The organism is Salinisphaera sp. (assembly GCF_002729955.1).
In the GTDB taxonomy this organism is placed as follows: domain Bacteria; phylum Pseudomonadota; class Gammaproteobacteria; order Nevskiales; family Salinisphaeraceae; genus Salinisphaera.
In genome coordinates this window covers 1-16,551 of the sequence record NZ_PBYA01000009.1, presented here as the reverse complement: position 1 = coordinate 16,551, position 16,551 = coordinate 1, and the positions used below count along the sequence as shown (strand labels likewise).

At 57.8% G+C, this 16,551-nt stretch carries 17 protein-coding genes; 10 read left to right on the top strand and 7 right to left on the bottom strand.

The annotated features are described in order from the left end of the window. Nucleotides 1–497 precede the first annotated feature (497 nt). The 3 genes from CMN27_RS02895 (at nucleotide 498) to CMN27_RS02885 (ending at nucleotide 6,973) form a co-directional block, all read left to right on the top strand. Nucleotides 498–5,600, top strand: coding sequence for a hypothetical protein (locus CMN27_RS02895; protein WP_293623904.1), 5,103 nt, complete (start codon nucleotides 498–500; stop codon nucleotides 5,598–5,600). Between the two features lie 164 nt (nucleotides 5,601–5,764). Continuing rightward, complete coding sequence (locus CMN27_RS02890; protein ID WP_293623903.1) at nucleotides 5,765–6,469, top strand: hypothetical protein; 705 nt, start codon at nucleotides 5,765–5,767, stop codon at nucleotides 6,467–6,469. Nucleotides 6,470–6,598: 129 nt separating this feature from the next. Beyond that, nucleotides 6,599–6,973, top strand: a complete 375-nt coding sequence (locus CMN27_RS02885) for a LysR substrate-binding domain-containing protein (RefSeq protein ID WP_366515391.1) — start codon at nucleotides 6,599–6,601, stop codon at nucleotides 6,971–6,973. 177 nt (nucleotides 6,974–7,150) lie between these two features. Here the strand turns inward: CMN27_RS02885 and CMN27_RS02880 are convergent, their stop codons facing one another. Genes CMN27_RS02880 through CMN27_RS02870 form a run of 3 tightly spaced genes read right to left on the bottom strand, consistent with a single transcriptional unit; the run spans nucleotide 7,151 to nucleotide 8,863 of the window. Next, complete coding sequence (locus CMN27_RS02880) at nucleotides 7,151–7,804, bottom strand: GTPase domain-containing protein (protein ID WP_293623902.1); 654 nt, start codon at nucleotides 7,802–7,804, stop codon at nucleotides 7,151–7,153. 11 nt (nucleotides 7,805–7,815) lie between these two features. Then, nucleotides 7,816–8,478, bottom strand: a complete 663-nt coding sequence (locus CMN27_RS02875) for a hypothetical protein (RefSeq protein ID WP_293623901.1) — start codon at nucleotides 8,476–8,478, stop codon at nucleotides 7,816–7,818. After that, nucleotides 8,471–8,863, bottom strand: coding sequence for a GTPase (locus tag CMN27_RS02870; protein WP_293623900.1), 393 nt, complete (start codon nucleotides 8,861–8,863; stop codon nucleotides 8,471–8,473). The genes CMN27_RS02875 and CMN27_RS02870 overlap by 8 nt, the downstream gene beginning before the upstream one ends. Before the next feature lie 243 nt (nucleotides 8,864–9,106). Between CMN27_RS02870 and CMN27_RS17420 the strand changes: the two genes are divergently transcribed. Continuing rightward, nucleotides 9,107–9,205, top strand: a complete 99-nt coding sequence (locus CMN27_RS17420) for a hypothetical protein (protein ID WP_366515390.1) — start codon at nucleotides 9,107–9,109, stop codon at nucleotides 9,203–9,205. A 257-nt stretch (nucleotides 9,206–9,462) separates the two neighbouring features. On the opposite strand, the gene CMN27_RS02865 is transcribed toward CMN27_RS17420, so the two are convergent. From CMN27_RS02865 to CMN27_RS02850, 4 genes are all read right to left on the bottom strand, one after another. Then, a complete protein-coding gene (locus CMN27_RS02865; protein ID WP_293623899.1) occupies nucleotides 9,463–10,215 on the bottom strand; it encodes a metallophosphoesterase in 753 nt (250 codons plus the stop codon). Between the two features lie 168 nt (nucleotides 10,216–10,383). Continuing rightward, nucleotides 10,384–10,992: an HAD family hydrolase gene (locus tag CMN27_RS02860; protein ID WP_366515392.1), complete on the bottom strand. Its 609-nt coding sequence runs from the start codon at nucleotides 10,990–10,992 to the stop codon at nucleotides 10,384–10,386. Between the two features lie 77 nt (nucleotides 10,993–11,069). Further along, nucleotides 11,070–11,501 (bottom strand): helix-hairpin-helix domain-containing protein, encoded by a 432-nt coding sequence (locus CMN27_RS02855; protein WP_293623897.1) that lies wholly within the window; start codon nucleotides 11,499–11,501, stop codon nucleotides 11,070–11,072. A gap of 15 nt (nucleotides 11,502–11,516) precedes the next feature. Then, a complete protein-coding gene (locus tag CMN27_RS02850) occupies nucleotides 11,517–12,119 on the bottom strand; it encodes an endonuclease/exonuclease/phosphatase family protein (RefSeq protein WP_293623896.1) in 603 nt (200 codons plus the stop codon). A 268-nt stretch (nucleotides 12,120–12,387) separates the two neighbouring features. On the opposite strand from CMN27_RS02850, the gene CMN27_RS02845 reads away from it, so the two are divergent. From CMN27_RS02845 to CMN27_RS02820, 6 genes are all read left to right on the top strand, one after another. Beyond that, complete coding sequence (locus CMN27_RS02845; protein WP_293623895.1) at nucleotides 12,388–12,738, top strand: helix-turn-helix transcriptional regulator; 351 nt, start codon at nucleotides 12,388–12,390, stop codon at nucleotides 12,736–12,738. 696 nt (nucleotides 12,739–13,434) lie between these two features. Beyond that, on the top strand, nucleotides 13,435–13,692 hold the full coding sequence (locus tag CMN27_RS02840) for a hypothetical protein (protein ID WP_293623894.1): 258 nt from the start codon (nucleotides 13,435–13,437) through the stop codon (nucleotides 13,690–13,692). A 726-nt stretch (nucleotides 13,693–14,418) separates the two neighbouring features. Beyond that, entirely contained in the window at nucleotides 14,419–14,859 is a 441-nt protein-coding gene (locus CMN27_RS02835; protein WP_293623893.1) for a DUF411 domain-containing protein, read from the top strand. 34 nt (nucleotides 14,860–14,893) lie between these two features. Further along, nucleotides 14,894–15,220 (top strand): hypothetical protein, encoded by a 327-nt coding sequence (locus CMN27_RS02830; protein ID WP_293623892.1) that lies wholly within the window; start codon nucleotides 14,894–14,896, stop codon nucleotides 15,218–15,220. 4 nt (nucleotides 15,221–15,224) lie between these two features. Continuing rightward, a complete protein-coding gene (locus CMN27_RS02825) occupies nucleotides 15,225–15,515 on the top strand; it encodes a hypothetical protein (RefSeq protein ID WP_293623891.1) in 291 nt (96 codons plus the stop codon). Nucleotides 15,516–15,584: 69 nt separating this feature from the next. Further along, complete coding sequence (locus CMN27_RS02820; RefSeq protein ID WP_293623890.1) at nucleotides 15,585–16,220, top strand: peroxiredoxin; 636 nt, start codon at nucleotides 15,585–15,587, stop codon at nucleotides 16,218–16,220. Nucleotides 16,221–16,551: the final 331 nt, after the last annotated feature.

Genomic DNA, 16,551 nt, shown 5'->3' with positions numbered 1-16,551 from the left:
GCTGCGCAGCCGTCGAACGACTTGTTATTTGTCGGGAGTTCGAATGAGTCGTTGCAAATAAAAAAGGCTCCCCATTTCTGGGAAGCCTTCTTTGCATGGCGGGCCCGGGAAGATTCGAACTCCCGACCTTGCGGTTCGTAGCCATATTTAACGGCATGCTTTCCATTGCCGTTACTTTTCCTCTATCGCGCCCACGTGGCGTTAATTGCCTATAGTTACAGCTCTTTCGGCCGATACTTTTGCGTAGCGGCGTTCACAGGCCGTCAATTAGAACCGCTTGCGGTTGAAGGTTCAACTACGCAAATGGCTCCATGATGGGCTCAGCCAAACCAGCCTTCCATGACCGTATAGCCGCTTTCGCTCTCGAAGCGCGGATCGACATCGTTTCGAGCGCGACCGCCGTTCGGATTAGCCGCCTTTCGCGTCCCTCGCTCGGAGTTCTGGACTCTGGCGGCATACCGCTAGGCGCAGTCGCTTCCAAAGCGATTAGTGAATGCTTGAACGAGCTACGCCCTTTCTACAGCGCACACGAGCGCAAACGTGTTGAACAGTTAGCACAAGTCGCGCACGCCTTCAGCGTCGACTTCCAACGTGACCCGAGTTCCGCGAAAGGTTCATTCCACCCGTTGGCCGGTGTCCTCGGCCGATCCTATTACTACGGTGCATTCATACCGCGCCGCGGCGAACCCAAGGCGCTAGGCATTCTTCGGTCGTTGCTGTTACGCGTAATCACGCGTCGCACGCTGAGCCAAGACGAAACCGAAGCGGCCAAGACAATACGCGACGTTCTGACCGTCCAACCCACGTATGCGTTCGACGGCACGGTGTCTTCAATCCTCACCGAGCGGTGGCATCTGGCCATCGAATCCGCCGCCCTCACGGCTCTGCTAAGGCCGTATTTTGAGGACGACGCGAAGCTCGCAACCGCATTTGCCCTCCAAGCGCTTGCTACAAAATATAGCTCTACAGATCCGCCGTCCGCATCGCCAGAGCCGCCGAGCACCGACGATCCCGGTAAGCCTCGATCTCCCCCAAGCCCGGGGAGGCCATTACCACGAGTAACTCCCGGGGGTCTCACGAGCATTCCGACCTTCGTTCCACCCTCTCCGGAGCTCGAGGCGCCGCCAACGAATGAAATTCCCGCTGAAGACCTGGAAGGTTTTCAGCTCGCCTTCGCGCTAGATATTTTTCAGGAGGAGGACGAGCCTCTCGAACTGCCGACCAAACGCGAGGTGAAACTAGCAATATTCGAGTTCGACCAACTGACTCGTCACCATCTTGAGGGAGCTCTATTGCCGGACTCGGACCGCGTACTCAGTAGCGGTGAGAGCGCACGGGTCTGGGGATGGCTCTTGGCCCGATTTTCGTCGAGCTCATCGTGCCCACCGATGGAAATGGCTGCTCATATCTGCTTGGCGCTCATGCTCGTGACTGGCCGGCGTCGCGACGAATGCATTTACGCTATTCGGAATTATCTAGGCGACAGCATGGCCACCGTTGAGGGAAGCCTTCGAGTCACTGACACTGGCTGGACTGGGACCATTCCACAGTTGCCTGAATTACGCGGCTTGCCTGAAAGCTGGTTCGACAGGCCAGTTCGCGAACTCGACCTCCCCTTTGCCAAACCCCTTGCCGGAGCCTTAAGCAGGCTGGCCGGCATGAAAAGCCTGGCAATACTCGATCAGATCGGCGCAACCGAATCCTGGGCACATACCTGGACGGAAGTCCGCGACAAGCTACGTAGCGAGGTACCCCGCTTCACCGAGACGCGTCTCATGCACACGCTGCCGGTTGCGGTTTTCCTGGTGACCGGTCATCTACGCGAACCACAATGGCTAGCCGGTTCGTCCCTCGAGCATTCGCTCGCTTCGAGTCACTACTACGCAACGCCGGCAACGCGCCTTCGCACGATCTATTCCGACGCCCTGACTTCGTTCGGGATCGAACTCAGCGGGGACGTGGGTTCAGCACATATCCTGGTTGGCGCGCCCCGGGCAGCAGTTCGATTTGAGCGCGCTCAAATCGCTTTCTCTGCGATGGTCTCAAGCACGTCTGGGCGCGTTCGATTGAGCAAAGCGCCTCTGCCGGTAATGGTCGACGGTGTTGCAGCGCTCGGTCTTTATCTGGCCATACTGTTCGGCGCGACCACGGCGAACCGCTTCACGGCGCCGATAGCGCAGATGACTCGACGACATTTCCTATCGCCAAGGAAAAGTGGCCCACGATGGACGTGGGCAATGGTCGCGGACAAGACGACCGAACCGGAACTCGACGCACGCATCTGCGTTCTCCCTGAACTCTTCACGCGTCAGCTCGAAGGCTATGTCCGCCAGCTGGAACGCCTGCAACGCCAGCTCGAAAAAAACGAACATGAAAACGTTGCACTACTAGCATCGGTACGAGGCGCGCTGAGTGGCGACGGGGCATTCTGGTTTGCCGTAACGGGGGAGGAATGCAGCTACGCGACTCAACCACTTACGCCGCACGCGATCGCATCCGCGTGGCCAGAATGGGCTGTCCCGCTACCTCTTCTACGACACCTTTTCGCCAGCAACGCAGTTAAATTTAATCTGGCCGGATCGGACATAGCCTTACAGATGGGCCATAGCATCGGCGGCACGCCATTCAACGAATGTGATCCCGACTCGCCTTTCGAGTTTGCTGAGCGTCTTGCGGATGGTCTACAGCTTTATCTTCATGCGCTCGGGTGCGAGCTCATCGGCACCGTCACCCGTTACGATCCGCCAGCGGACCTAGCCGCTCCACCGGCCGACTCGATCATTTCAGCCTACCGGCGGTTAGCGAAAGCCAGACGCGACCGGAGCGCGCAATCGCGTATCCGGCCCGACGAGGCAGAACGATTACGTGGCATCGAACTCGCACGCGCCTGCGTCGAGCAAGCGACCAAGGATAAGGACTGGCTAGTGCCGCCCGAGGCAATCCAGACACTGCTTGAAGAAATAAATGAGGAGCCCCTTCCGATACAGCAGGCCACACGAGAGGCCTTGAATACCCATATCGCGAAGGCAGCAGTTGGACATGGCGGCGCCCGGCAACTCCGGCGTCCATACGTTCCACCACTGCATATCCCGGATCGCGCACATAGCGCCCTAGCGCTCGTAAACCTCGACGCGACGAGATGGTCGCTTGAATTGGAAAAGATTTGTCTGACGTCTCTCGATCGCGGGCTCGGTAAAAACGACGTGGATGCGACGTTGGCCGCGACCGTTCTGTTGTTAGCGCTCTACGGCGCCGGCACCACCCAGGATCGAATATTACGATTGCTGGACCCGACGATCCCGCTCCATACGTTCGACGGCTTCGAACGTGGCGTAATTGCGGAGGTTCCGCTTAGTTCACAGCCAGGCTCTGACGACGTTCCAGAATGTCAGCTGCTCACCGGCGACGTGGTCCCCCTCATCGCGTTCCAAAGGCGCTGCCGGACTCGACCGCCTACTATTCCGCAACTCGATACGGCACTGCGGGCACAGCCTGAACTCCGGCCGTTTTTGTCGACGGCCAAAGGTTCCGTCCTGGCCGATGCCCTCCTTCTAGTCGGTCTTGCTCGCCAGGCATTCCTACCGGGTACGCGTAGCGCCTGGGAGCGCGGCGCGCTACAAACAGTAGGCCTCGCCTTGGAGCGCGCATGCCCACTGTTTGGTGCTCAGGCGCCGGCAGAGTTCACGCCCGCGCACGTCTATTCGAACCAGAACAACCAATTCCCGGCGCGTGCGTCCGGTCTTAACGAATACCGTAGTCTTCGCCGATTGGTTCACGATCTGAATGACGCCAGCAAGCGGCGAGTTGCCGTCACGCAGCTTGCCCATAGGCATCAGCAGCTCACTGATCGTTTCGGCGCAACCAGCCTGATTGCACTGCTAGCCGCCCTTGTCGTCTACCTACGCGACGAACGTCAACTCGCAGACAGTACGGCGTACGATTATCTGGTGGCGATCGGCAGGCGGCTGATTACGCACGTGGGCGCCGGGAACATATTCGATATCGAAAGCGACGATTTCGAAGCGGCACTTCGCCAGATCGCTATCGAGGAACGTTCCGGCGGGACGCGCCGCGGCATCGGTGTTGTCGCCCCCGCGATTGCGCATTTCGCCCGGGTACTAGCACGAGTCGGGTTCGACCTCGATCTGGCACGCGTATTCGACGGTCTCGACGTGCAAACGCCACGCCAACCCGGTTACGTGGCCGTGCAATGGGAAATCGATGCCATCGTCGGCGATCTCGCTGTTGCAACGGATACCGCACTCGACACTCTGGCCCTCGATACGTCGGCCGACACCGCCGCACTTGCCGAGGCAGCTATTCGAATACAGATGTCGGCCGGATTGCGTCTTCGCGAAACGGCCGGGCTCATGCGACGCGACCTCCATCTTCAATCAGCGCTGACCGTACATGTACACCCGACCAGACGGCGCGGCCTCAAAACGCTGAGCAGTCGCCGCCTGGTGTCGGTACCGATCGACGTCGAGAACACGAGCCGCATACAGGCGCTGCTACCACGTTTGGCCCGATCTTCGAACCTCGATAGCGATCTCCTGCTGGCGGCACCCGGCATGGGCATTCCCGCAGTTGCTCGGGCGATTTCGACCGCGTTTAGGCGACACGCCTCCATGCGTATTATGGACCGGCACGCTCGCAGCCATGTCGCGCGCCACAACCATGCGACCGCCGCGATCCTAGCAACGCATCCGACGCATACGATCTCTCCGCTCCAGACACTAAAGCCAGTAGCCGGACTTAACGCGGCCCCAGCGAGGCTCCACCCCGTTCGACATGTGCCACGCTGCCTACAGCTACGGTATCTATCCCGGCAAATGGGTCACGCGACGCCGCGCACCACGCTGATCTGGTATGCGCATAGCATTACCTTGCTCCATTCTCAGGTTCCACCATGGGCCGGTTTGCCGCGGGGCACTGAAGCTGCGCTATTGGGCTACCCTGCGACACACATTGATCGCTGGCGTACGCATCGCGGTGCTACAGATACGACGCCGCACCTTAGCCGATGGAATTCGGCGTGGTTGCCTGCCGCCCTGCATAAACGGCAACCGCCAAAGCACGAAACGCCAGCAGCTACTATACCAACGTCGAACATAGCATTGACTGCAGAACTGGCCGGTCGAGTCGCTCTGTACGTTAGAGAGGGCATAGCTACTCTGACCGGCGCTTACCACTGCGGCGTATCACTCGAGCGATACCGTGTGGTCGTAGACTTGCTCGGTGAGCATGATCGCGGGCTCCGATTGAACTATCTGACAGGCCGCCGTCGTAGAGCTCGCTCGCGTTTACGTATTCCTCGGGCGCACGATCAGGGGCCAGCACTAAGAGAAATCGACGTGGCTCTTACAGAGTGCCGTATTAAACGCGACGACCTCAGACGTTGGTTGCTGAAGCAGCTCTCGCAACCTACAGATAACGACCTTCTATTCGATAGAGAATCCGAGGAACTTTTCAATCTCCTCAGCCGGCATAAGCGAATGCAGAGAAGAACGGGATACGGTATGGACCTCGTTCTAGAGAAAGCTGACCGCCGCCACCTTCTGCTCGCGCTGGCCGTAATTTGCATGCGCACGAGTGCGTAATACAGGCGCCCGGACATCGATATTATATAATTAATATGGTTTTTCGTTTATATAATAAACAACAAAACGTTTTCTTACTATCTAGCTCATTTTAAACGGTCGACCAGGCTCGCGTTTTCGGTTATTAATTATTAATGACCCGTTTACAGACCGCGAGTTAAAACATGAATGATCCAACAGGTGAGTACAGCGTCGACTATAGCTTTAAACCCCGTCCTTATCGTCATTTCGCCCAGATTCTGGACGATATTAAAGGCGCATTCGTGCGTCGCGCGATAGAGTTTAACTTCCGCGTCTCGCAGATATGCCCTGTCTACGGGTCAGGCGAGTTGGTCGATCATATTATCGGCGTTCGCGTTGTAGGCCATCCCTTCGAGTCAACCTCGAATCCAAATGTAACGAACCACCCGCTCCTACCGCCCGAAGAGCTGGTGGCAGCACTGCTCACACGATCACTCCAGGATCTCGTCAATCGCGAGCCGACCCGCGAGGACCGAATGCGCAAAATCGAGGAATTCGCAAATAGCGATCCAGGGGAGAGCGCGGGACCTCAAACAGCGTTGACGCCAGATCATCCCGATATTCGAGACAAAACAATTCGGGTAACTGAACCGACCGGGCTCACTAGCCTGATCGATGTTTCGCGAGGGCGACTATCAATCGACAATGTCTGGGTTTCCCTGGATGACCAACTCGCAGAAATCCTTGCGCGTCATCTAAAACGGTTTAGATTTGCACCGGTCCCAGGCAAGAATTCATCTCGCAAACGATTGAATTTGCAGGAAACGGAAGAATTTCTAGATACGCTGTCGATTGCAGTAGCGGCAGCGCAACACCATCTCGAAGATCCGCTCGCAGTCGAACCATAGCGAGCTCAGACTCGACTATTCGAATTCCGCCCCCGCCTTCGCGCGACACCCATCGTATCGTCAATCGCCGCATCATCCGCGCCGCGCCCTCTTATCTGGCACGGCACGGCACGGCGCGGCACGCCGAACATGCCGGAAAATCTCACGGGCCACAATTGCCTGATGCTATCCACGCTCGACCAGTTCAATGACCGGGCGTTCGAAGATAGCGATTCAGGGCGGCGCGTACTCCGCGTACATGGAAGCTTTCGTAGTAATACGGCCGATGGTCTGCATGAGGCCGTACGCTCAGGCGTGGGGCTGGCGCGGCTTTCAAACTGGCTGGTGGCGCCGGATCTAGCTGTAGGCAGGCTAGTCGCCGTGTTACCGCAATACCCGCATGACTACTCTGCCTTCTACGTGCTCTATCCGCATCGGCGGCATTTGTCGCGCAAGGTACGCGCGTTTGTCGATTTCCTGATCGAGAAGTTCACCCCGGTGCCACACTGGGAACTAGATGGCTGACTGTCAGCACATCAGACATGACTTCTCAGTAGATTGTTCATCCAAGCCGCAGGGGTGATACCGACCTCAGGCGTCGTCGGCATCCTCTGATCGCGCAACGACCATCTCGAAGAACCGTTCGCCATCTGAACTCAAGGCGGCCCTGTTTACATTAGCGGGTTACCGCCCCTCCTTATATTAATCGAAAAGCCGCGCGCGCAGCTTTTCGATTCCATCGCCTGTTCTACTACTCAACAGAACCAGTTCGCGCTTTCGTATACCAAGCGTCGTCGCAATATCCGCAGCAACGTCGTCACGGGCGGCCTTAGTCAAAGCGTCCGATTTGGACCGCACCACAGTAATTTGAGCCGCATCGCCCCGGCTCTTCAATACAGTGAAAACGGCCTCGTCAGCATCACGAATTTTGCCGCTTAGCACGAACACATACCTGGAGAACGACCGCCAAGGGAACTTGTCCAGATAGCTCTTTACCGGATGCGAAAGCGTATCGAACCCTGGTGCGTCGACGAATACTTCATTGTCAAAGATGCTCAACAGATTACAGTTGCGATCCAAAGACCAGTTCGTAGCGTCTGTTTCAATTCCAATGACCGGTCTTGGTCTAATCTGATCCTCTGTAATATTTTTCAGTAAAGAAGATTTTCCGGAACCGGGCTGACCTATCACTAACGTGTGGCGACGCCGATCCACCGCTAGTTCCCGGGCGAGCCGAACAAGATTGTCTTCCAGTAACGAGGGCTTCGATGTAGTCGGCGTCGCGGCCGAGGGCAGCAGCGATCCGAAAAACAATTTCCCAACACGCCGCGATACTGTCGGTTCAAGCCACCACATGTACTAAACCTTCAGCACGGGGTCAGTTGCGATTCTAATGCGCTCTCGGCGAGCTGATGGCAATCGTTCAGATAACTGAAGCCAGCGCTCGAAGTGATCGCGTAACCGATGCCGCTAGCGATAAGTTGGCCGACAAACGGAACATAGCGTGTGACGTTGCGCGCCACCTCACGACCCGCATATCGCTTCAGTAATAGGAGTGAACCTTCTTTCGTCGCGTAGCTCAAGACATTATTTGCAACCTGGCCAATAGCAGGGATTGCCGAATCTTTCATCGCGAGCAAATGGTCGTTATCTAACCCGTAACAGCTCCTGATCTCACGAAATAGTTTCGTCAGGACAGCTAAATCAACGGCGACGTTCGCTCCCGGTACTGGATTCAGACCGTTCGCCGCGGCCGCTACGGCAGCGTAAGCCACATACTTCTCACACGCGGCTTTTTTCCGACTCAGAAACTCTTCGCTGTATGCCTTGGCGCCACGCTCCCAACGCTCTCTCTTCGCCCCATCCAAGTGTTTATGAATTTCCGTAACCAAAGTGTCCAGCCCCGCGCCATCCCGGCAGCTGGTGAACACTACATGCGCGTCTGATTGCGCATGATTTCGAATATCCTGCGTCCTACGCTGTTCCAGTTCTTCAATCGGGATGCCCTCTTCCCACATCTGGTCACGCATATTCGATACGAATATACATACCTTGCCTTTTGATTGGAGATCCCGGAAAAACTCGGAGTCCGCTTCGTGTAGCTTTCCGGAGACGACGCACAGGAATAAATCCATGCTCATGATCGAGAAGCGTTCTGCGTAGCCGCTCTTGGGGAAACTGTCTGGTGCCATATCCGGGCAGGTCGATTAGATCGATGCCGTTGTGGTGATATCGTGCCGCATCGGTTGTTTTATCAGTTTCCACGCCGACCTCCGCGACCTGTCTTCCAACGATCTTATTGATCAGCGACGATTTTCCGGCCCCCGGCTGTCCGAAAAGCGCGATTGAAACGGTCGATGCTCTTTGCTTGTTCAGCTTCTCGCGAATGTTTTGTACTTCGTCATTTAGTTCCATTGCCGAAAAGCCCTCTCGTGTACGGTGAAATTTAGAGAAGCAAGGGTTCTTGAACGCCCACTTATATTCTTATATCGCGAGCAGGCGGGTCGGCATTGCACGTCCAGCTCCCCAAGAGACGCTTAAGAACGACCGTCGAAGGTATCGACATTCTCTTTGATATCTTGAGTACTAAAATTCGTCCCCAGCAGGCTTGCATCAGACGCGATGGCATCGTAACGATCGAAAACGTAAAGATCCCCCGTGCAGTCGTGCGCTCCGCGCGTCAGGAAGCCAAGCGCCCAGCGCTCGTTAGAAGAACAGCTCGAGCACTGGATGCGGGTTGGTGGCGCGATCGAATAGATACGGAGTGTCGGCACTAACGAAGTCGCTGCGCTGCGCGGCTAATCAACCCTGACGAGCTCAGCGCATACGAACATGCCATCTACGACGCGGAACACGAAGCGCTGATGACCCGTGCCAGTGATGAGTAAAGAGCGTTCCCCACGCTACTCAAGGCACATCACACTAGGCAGGAGATCGACTCCGATGGAGGGCTCGAAGTAATCCGCGACAAGCTCCGAGCGCATGTATAGCCCAAGCTGCTGAGCACCAATAATTCATCGCGGTGCTGAGGGCGTAGAGATATCGACCGTCTTGCCCGGATCGAATCCGGTACTTTCGCCGGGGCAGCCGCGCTGGTTAGAGACCACGCGCGTTCCGGAAACCACACGATCGCAGCTGTGGTGGTTATGGCCATACACCCACAGCGCCACGCCGGGACCGATCAGTTCGTCCAGGTCGTTCTGGAAATACGACGTCAGCGCATCACCCGCGAAGCTCGGGTTCTGCATCGAAACGGTTGGCGCAAAATGACTGACCACGACGGCTGGTGCTTGGTCGTTAATCGCGTCCTTGAGGAAGCGGATCGAGCCAGCGTGCCAGCGGCTTATGTGTTCGGGCGTGATTGACGCGTCGGCTGCTCGAATACAGCGGAAGTCGTTGAGCCGTGCGTTCCAGAGTTTCGCGGTGTCTGCCCGCTGAACCGGTTCACGGGGCAGCCCGGGCCACAACGGCGTGCCGAGAAAGCGCTGACCTTGGATCGTTACTTCCTCGTTATCGAGCAGGTGGATGCCGAGCCGGTTAGCGGTCTCACGCATCAACGGCGCTAGTTCAACGATATCGTGGTGATAGTACTCATGGTTGCCCGGCACATAGATGACCGGTCGATCGAATTCTTCTCGCGCCCAATACAGCCCGTTCGTGCCGCTGTCGATATCACCGGCCAGCACGACAACATCGCAGTCCACGTCGTCACGGATCGCGGCCGGCCCGACTTCGAGGTGCAGGTCGGACAGGATTCGAATACGCATGGTGGCGCGCCTTTCGTCGTCTAATATTAGCGCCACGCCTGGGTGGCCTAAGCAGCGTAACCGCTCGGAACCGCTTATTCTCAGCTTAAAATAGCGGAAACATCCCGTCGGCATTCAACGTCTTCGATCGCAACGAACAGCGTTCGATCGACCCACCGAGCAGGACATTCAAGAACGAGTCGGCTGGACGTCTGCGGGCTTCGACAAAAGGGACAACAGCGGCTCGAGACTGGCAATGGCATTGGCTGCCTTGCCGCTACGATCCACCTGGATCGATGCCATCCCCAACGCATGCGCCCCCTCAATGTCATCGGTGACGGAATCGCCGACGACCAGGATCTGATCTGCTGACATATCGAGGTGACGGGTGGCCGCCTCGAACATCCGGCGATCCGGCTTGAGGGCGCCAACCTCGTAGGACAGTGCGAATCCATCCATCCACGCCCCAAGTTCGTGTTCCAACGCGCGGCCGAAGGGCACGACGAGATTGCTGGCTGTAACGAGGCGATAGCCCCTTCGACTCAATGCTTTGATCACAGGCGGAACATCGGGATAGGCATGGACTTCGTCTAACCCGGCCTCGAGTGCCCGTCCCAACACATCGCGTGGCGGGGCCTGGCGACGATCGCCGCAGTCGATCAGTTCCGCGGGGCCGATCTCGCCGGCCATCCACCGATCGAGAAGCCGTTGTCGCGCCGCACTCGGTAGGGATTCGTGCCACGGCACAAATTTGGAGAGCGGCTCACCGCGACAGGTCGTTCCGAACGCATCGAACACGATGCCGCGAATACGCGATAAATCTATGCGAGGTAAGGTCAATGTGTATTCCAGACCCGCTACCGTATCGGGCAGACCTAGCCATTGCCGGCAATGTCGGCCACACGGCCGGCACTCAGGCCGGAAACGCGTGTGAGGCCCCCGATGCGCTGCCACGGTCGTCCGGCCACAATATCGCGGGCACGGCTCGGCCCGACATGGGCGAGGTGATCCAGCGCATCTAGCGAAGCCTGGTTCAGATCGATACAAGACGTTGGAGTCGTCTCGATTCGCCTTCTTGAGGCTTGATCGGTTCGCACGATGTCCTCGCCCAGCACTATATACACCGGCGCATGATCCGAGACCCGATCACGTGCCGTGGCGTGATCGAGACCGACCCATGTCGGGAAGCGAGCGATGCCTCGCATGGAAATCGGCAACGTGCCATCGGTCCAGATATTGTCGTACAGGTTGGCGTAGCCGGTTTGGCCAAGTGTGCTCGCGCCTTGTGTGAGCGCCGGTTGCGTCATGCCGTCGAAGGCCTGCTAGCTGGGATCCTCCGGCGGCATGTTGAAGTCACCGAGCAGAATGCGCTCGCCGTCGAATGTCTCACCAAGCCATTGCCAGTACTCGTCGAGCTGGCGTATTTCGGCGGCCCGATCGCGCTTGCTGTCGCCATAGAGGATATAGATGGTCGCCGCGGTCAGCTGAACCGGCTTGCCATCAACCGTGACCGTGAACTGACTGGACAAAGGCTCGCGCGCGAAATGGTTACCCGGATCGAGATAGACGGTTGTGCCACCGTCGTTGGTCACCGCGGATTTACGCCAGAGGAAGGCATAGCTTTCCTTGTAGTGGTTGTCTCCCAAGGTATGCGAGACCACCACACCCCAGGGCTCGCCGGATCGCTGCGACACCCGTGTCGCCAGCGCCTTCGCGGCGGCAGGCTTCATGACCTCCTGCAATGCGACGAAATCGAAGCGTTGGATGACCTGTGCAACGGCCTCGAGATCCTTGTCGTGGTTCCAGCCGAGATGCTTGAGGTTCCAGGAGGCGATGCGCACGGCGGCGTGCGCCGGTGCCGTGCTAACCCAAAGCAGCACCACCATCAGAACCATAGCCAGGCCCGATCGACAGGCTGCACGCATTGAACTCCCCCGGTCAGACAACTGCGGCGCATGATGCCGGAAGTTCACGGACGCGCGCATCGCGATACGGGCGAAAACGCTCCAAGGCTCCGGTTGGCGGGGTACGGAACGCGCTGGCGGCGCGCTCACCGTCAGCGCCAACGACCTACAGGGATTTCACAACAGCAAAGTATAGGAATTGCCCAGCCGGCATCGCACGCCACAGCAAATCTTTTATGCCCACCGAAGGGTACACTAAAGACCTCAACCGTCTTTAGTGGCGCTCATAATGGACGTTATCGATCTTCTGGAATGCGGGGATACGGCAGCGTTGGAAGCACTGGGTGCGCGCTTTGCGCGGCGCCGCCTCAACCGCAACCTGACCCAACAGGCACTGGCGAACGAGGCGGGCGTATCCCGCAAGACCGTCTCCCATCTGGAGAATGGATCGCCGGTAACCACGGTGAACCTGGTCCGCGTGCTTCGCGCACTGGGCGAGTACCGTACCCTCGATAATGTGCTGCCGCATGTGCCCATCAGTCCGTTGGATCTGGTAAAGCTTCAAGGCAAGGAGCGGCAACGGGCACGGGGACGTTCGGACGAAGCGTCTTCGCAAGAGCCATGGAACTGGCGCGAGTAATATTTTTGGCGCCGATGGTTGCCGCCCTTTCGATCGTGCTGACTTGGTCCACCAGCAAAAGCCACGAAGGGTCATGCGGTGACTACCTATATGCAATCGACTATAAACCGGCTCTATAGTCGATCGGCAATATAGCCAGCACCTTTGTCGAAACGCCGACGCTAAGTCCCGAAGCCGATACGTTACATACCCACATCAAGGCTCCCCACCAACATGAAGGCGGACAGATCATTTCACCGCCTCGAGTGAGCGCAATTGGCTCTCCCCTTCAACAGAACCCGTGCCTCGCTCCGCACGACTTCTTACCCCATAGCGTCAACGACCAACGGCTAGTCCGAGCGATTTGAGTCGAGCAACCACCGACTGCGAACGCGTAGTTGCTGGAGAACTGGATCGGATTTTGCGGCTGCTAACGACCCAAAGCGGACTTTCCAAACTTCTTGCCTGAACCTTCGCCGCCGTTCTCAACCCACGCTGCTCAACGGCGCACTAAGACATCGTCGTTGCTACTTTCGCAGTGATCCGGACCAGGATTTGCGACGATCAGATGGCTTTCGTTTCCGTCGTTCAGTGAACGATTGCTCTTGGCATACGATTGAATGCAGGCCTGCGTGGGCTCGGGGCGAGTGTCGGCCCCAGCGGCACACGGATCCGTGCAGGTATTCCAGGCACCGATCTGTTAGAGCGAGGGTGTCAATGGCAAACCGGATCTACACCGCGGCACGCCACGGCCCCGCTGATATACCCGGGGACACGGTGCGAATCGAAATCGGCCTAGATAACGAATGCGGCAAGCTGGTTTTCTTCGACGAATACGATCAGAGCGGAGCGAACGTCAGGCGCGCCGAGAAGGCAAACACGATATTGAGATCTCTCTACGTCGTGGTGCCGACGAAATCAACGGCGAACTGGCTGCGCTTGAATCAATACACCACCAAACCCCAACGATCATAAAGCGCACCGTCTGAGACCCCGAGCCATTCGCTCCCGCGGCTGCGGAACCACCGACACCTCTCGCTTCGACGTTTTGACTGTACACACATCGAAAACGACTAAATAAAAGGCCCTCTACGAATTAAGGTCGGGCCGTTCCGAAATAGATGCCGCGTTATTCCCCGATCGTCTAAAAAATAACGGCCCCGTACCACACTCCGGGTATTGTTTACGGCATATTTGTGGCCTATATTGAAAACATGAAGTCTAAAGTGCTCCACGCGCTGATCTTGGTGCTGGTATTCACCAGCGTGCTGGCCAGTCCAGCGGTCATGGCGTGGACCATGCCGGCCGAGAACGCGTCAAGCGATTGCTCGTTATGTCAGGCCGACACCACGAAGCCGCAGCACTCAACCGCGGCGACTTCGACTTGCGCAGTGGCCATCTGCGGCATAATGGCTGATGTTGCGCATAACACTGCCGGGGTTACGCCCCTGCCACCTGCGGTGCCCACGTTTCACATCGAAACGCATTTGGGCCGCCAACTCGAAGGGCCCGACCCTTTTCCCCCGCGAGCTATCCACGCTTGATCTGACTGACGCCTGAGCGCGTCACAAACTCCGGCTGAGCTTACACAGACCGCGCCTCTGCGGTCAGTGCTGGTCTGTCATGCGACATCAACCATTACGTCGCATGTGCACGCCTAACGGCTTTCCGGAACTCCCTAGATCACGTGGAGTTCTTCCGATGACCCAACTACGTAATGCGACCGTGGCGCGCCTGACGCTCATGCTCGTTCTGTTTATCTCGACCGGCGCGGCCATCGCGGCACCGGTACAGGCTCGCCTTTACCACAACCCGGGCTGCATGTGCTGTGAGCAGTACGCCGACTACCTCAACGCCAAGGGGTATGAGGTGGACGTGCTCGACACGGACGATATGGCGGCTCTCAACGAAAAGCACGGCGTCGAACCGGCGTTGTCGTCTTGTCACACCACTCTCATCGGCGACTACGTCGTCGTCGGGCATGTACCTGAGCCGGTCGTTGCCAAGCTGCTGCGCGAGGAACCCGATATCCGAGGTATCGCTTTACCCGGCATGCCGAGCGGCTCGCCGGGCATGCCCGGCAAAAAGAGCGAACCGTTCGTCATCAAAACGCTGAATGGCGACGTTTACACGACGTATTGAGCCTTTATTCAGGCAATTACCGAGGTAACAAACGATGAAAAGCTGTGATTCCGGAAAATCGACGTCACCCGACTCCGTGCCTCCAGCCCGGCGCTGGCTCGAACCCCGCAGCTTATTAGTCGGCGGCGTTGCCGCCGCGGCGGTCGGGCTTGTATTCAACTGGGACTGGGTCGTGACCATCGGAGCCGTCCCGCTGCTGTTCACCCTGCCCTGCATGATCATGATGGGCTGGATGATGTGGAGTATGCGGCCGACCGCTACCGATGGTGCAACGTCCCGGCAGGAACCAGATACTCAAACCCGTTATTCAAATCAGATCGCGTCATCGAGCGCACCTTCCGACCAACCCAAAGAGGACTAGAAACATGCGTACAACAGTAAAAACGATCATCGCCGCTGCCCTGATCGCGGGCGTGCCCGCCGTATTCGCCGCAACGCAAGGCGAGGACGCGAAGCCGGCATCCGAGGGCAACATGGGCCACATGATGCAAGGCCAGGAGGGCAAGGGCCACGGCATGGGCATGATGGGCGATGGCAACATGCCCATGATGAAAATGATGGGTCAGATGAACGACATGATGGAAACCTGCAACAAGATGATGCAGAGCAAGATGGAGAATATGGACGGCACTGACGGTTCAACCGACCAGGGCTAGATACGAGCGCGCCGGCGGCCACCGGAATTGAGGCCGTCGGCCTTTTCTTCATCGAACAGGAGTATAGAAATGAGCCTACGTCTAGGCGATACCGCACCGAATTTCACGGCCGACACCACCGAAGGCCGCATCGATTTCCACGAATGGCTCGGCGACGGCTGGGGCATGTTGATGTCGCATCCGGCCGATTTCACACCGGTCTGCACTACGGAGTTGGGCGCGGTCGGCGGACTCAAGGAGAAGTTCGCCCAACGCGCCGTAAAAGCCATCGTGGTCTCGGTGGATTCGGTCGATGATCACAAACGCTGGTCGGCCGATATCGAGGAAACCCAAGGCCAGTCCGTGAATTTCCCGATCATCGGCGATTCCGACCGCACGGTCGCGGAACTCTACGACATGATCCACCCAAACGCCGGCGACACATCGACGGTGCGCAGCGTGTTCATCATCGATTCCAACAAGAAGATCCGGATGACGCTCACCTATCCGAAGAGTGCCGGGCGCAATTTCGACGAGATCCTGCGGGTGATCGATTCACTGCAGCTGACGGACAACTACAAGGTCACCACCCCGGCCAACTGGCAGGACGGCGACGACGTGATCGTGTCGCCGGCGCTGTCCAATGAAGAAGCCGAGAAGCTGTTCCCGGCCGGCTGGAACGAGCTCAAGCCCTATCTTCGCATGACCAAGCAGCCGAACAAATAACGGCTGAGAGTGTGCTGCCCCGGGCACAGACATGTTGCTGTGTCCGGGTTCTTAGACAAAACATGCCCCGCGCCATCCGTGTTTGGCATAGCCCCAACGATATATAACGCCGGCCATTTATTCGCAGGGTTGTGCTCCGATATGCAAACCGAAGCTCCGAACAAAAACGTGGCCGAGGGATACGCCCGGATTGCGGGTCGCTATGACCGGAGGCGGCCAGCTCATGCTCACGGACTGGTGTGGCGATTATCTGATGTGCCGGCTGTTCGAGCGCTATCAACGGCTGCGCGCGCATGCGCACGCACGGACCTATCGAACGCATGAGTGCGCT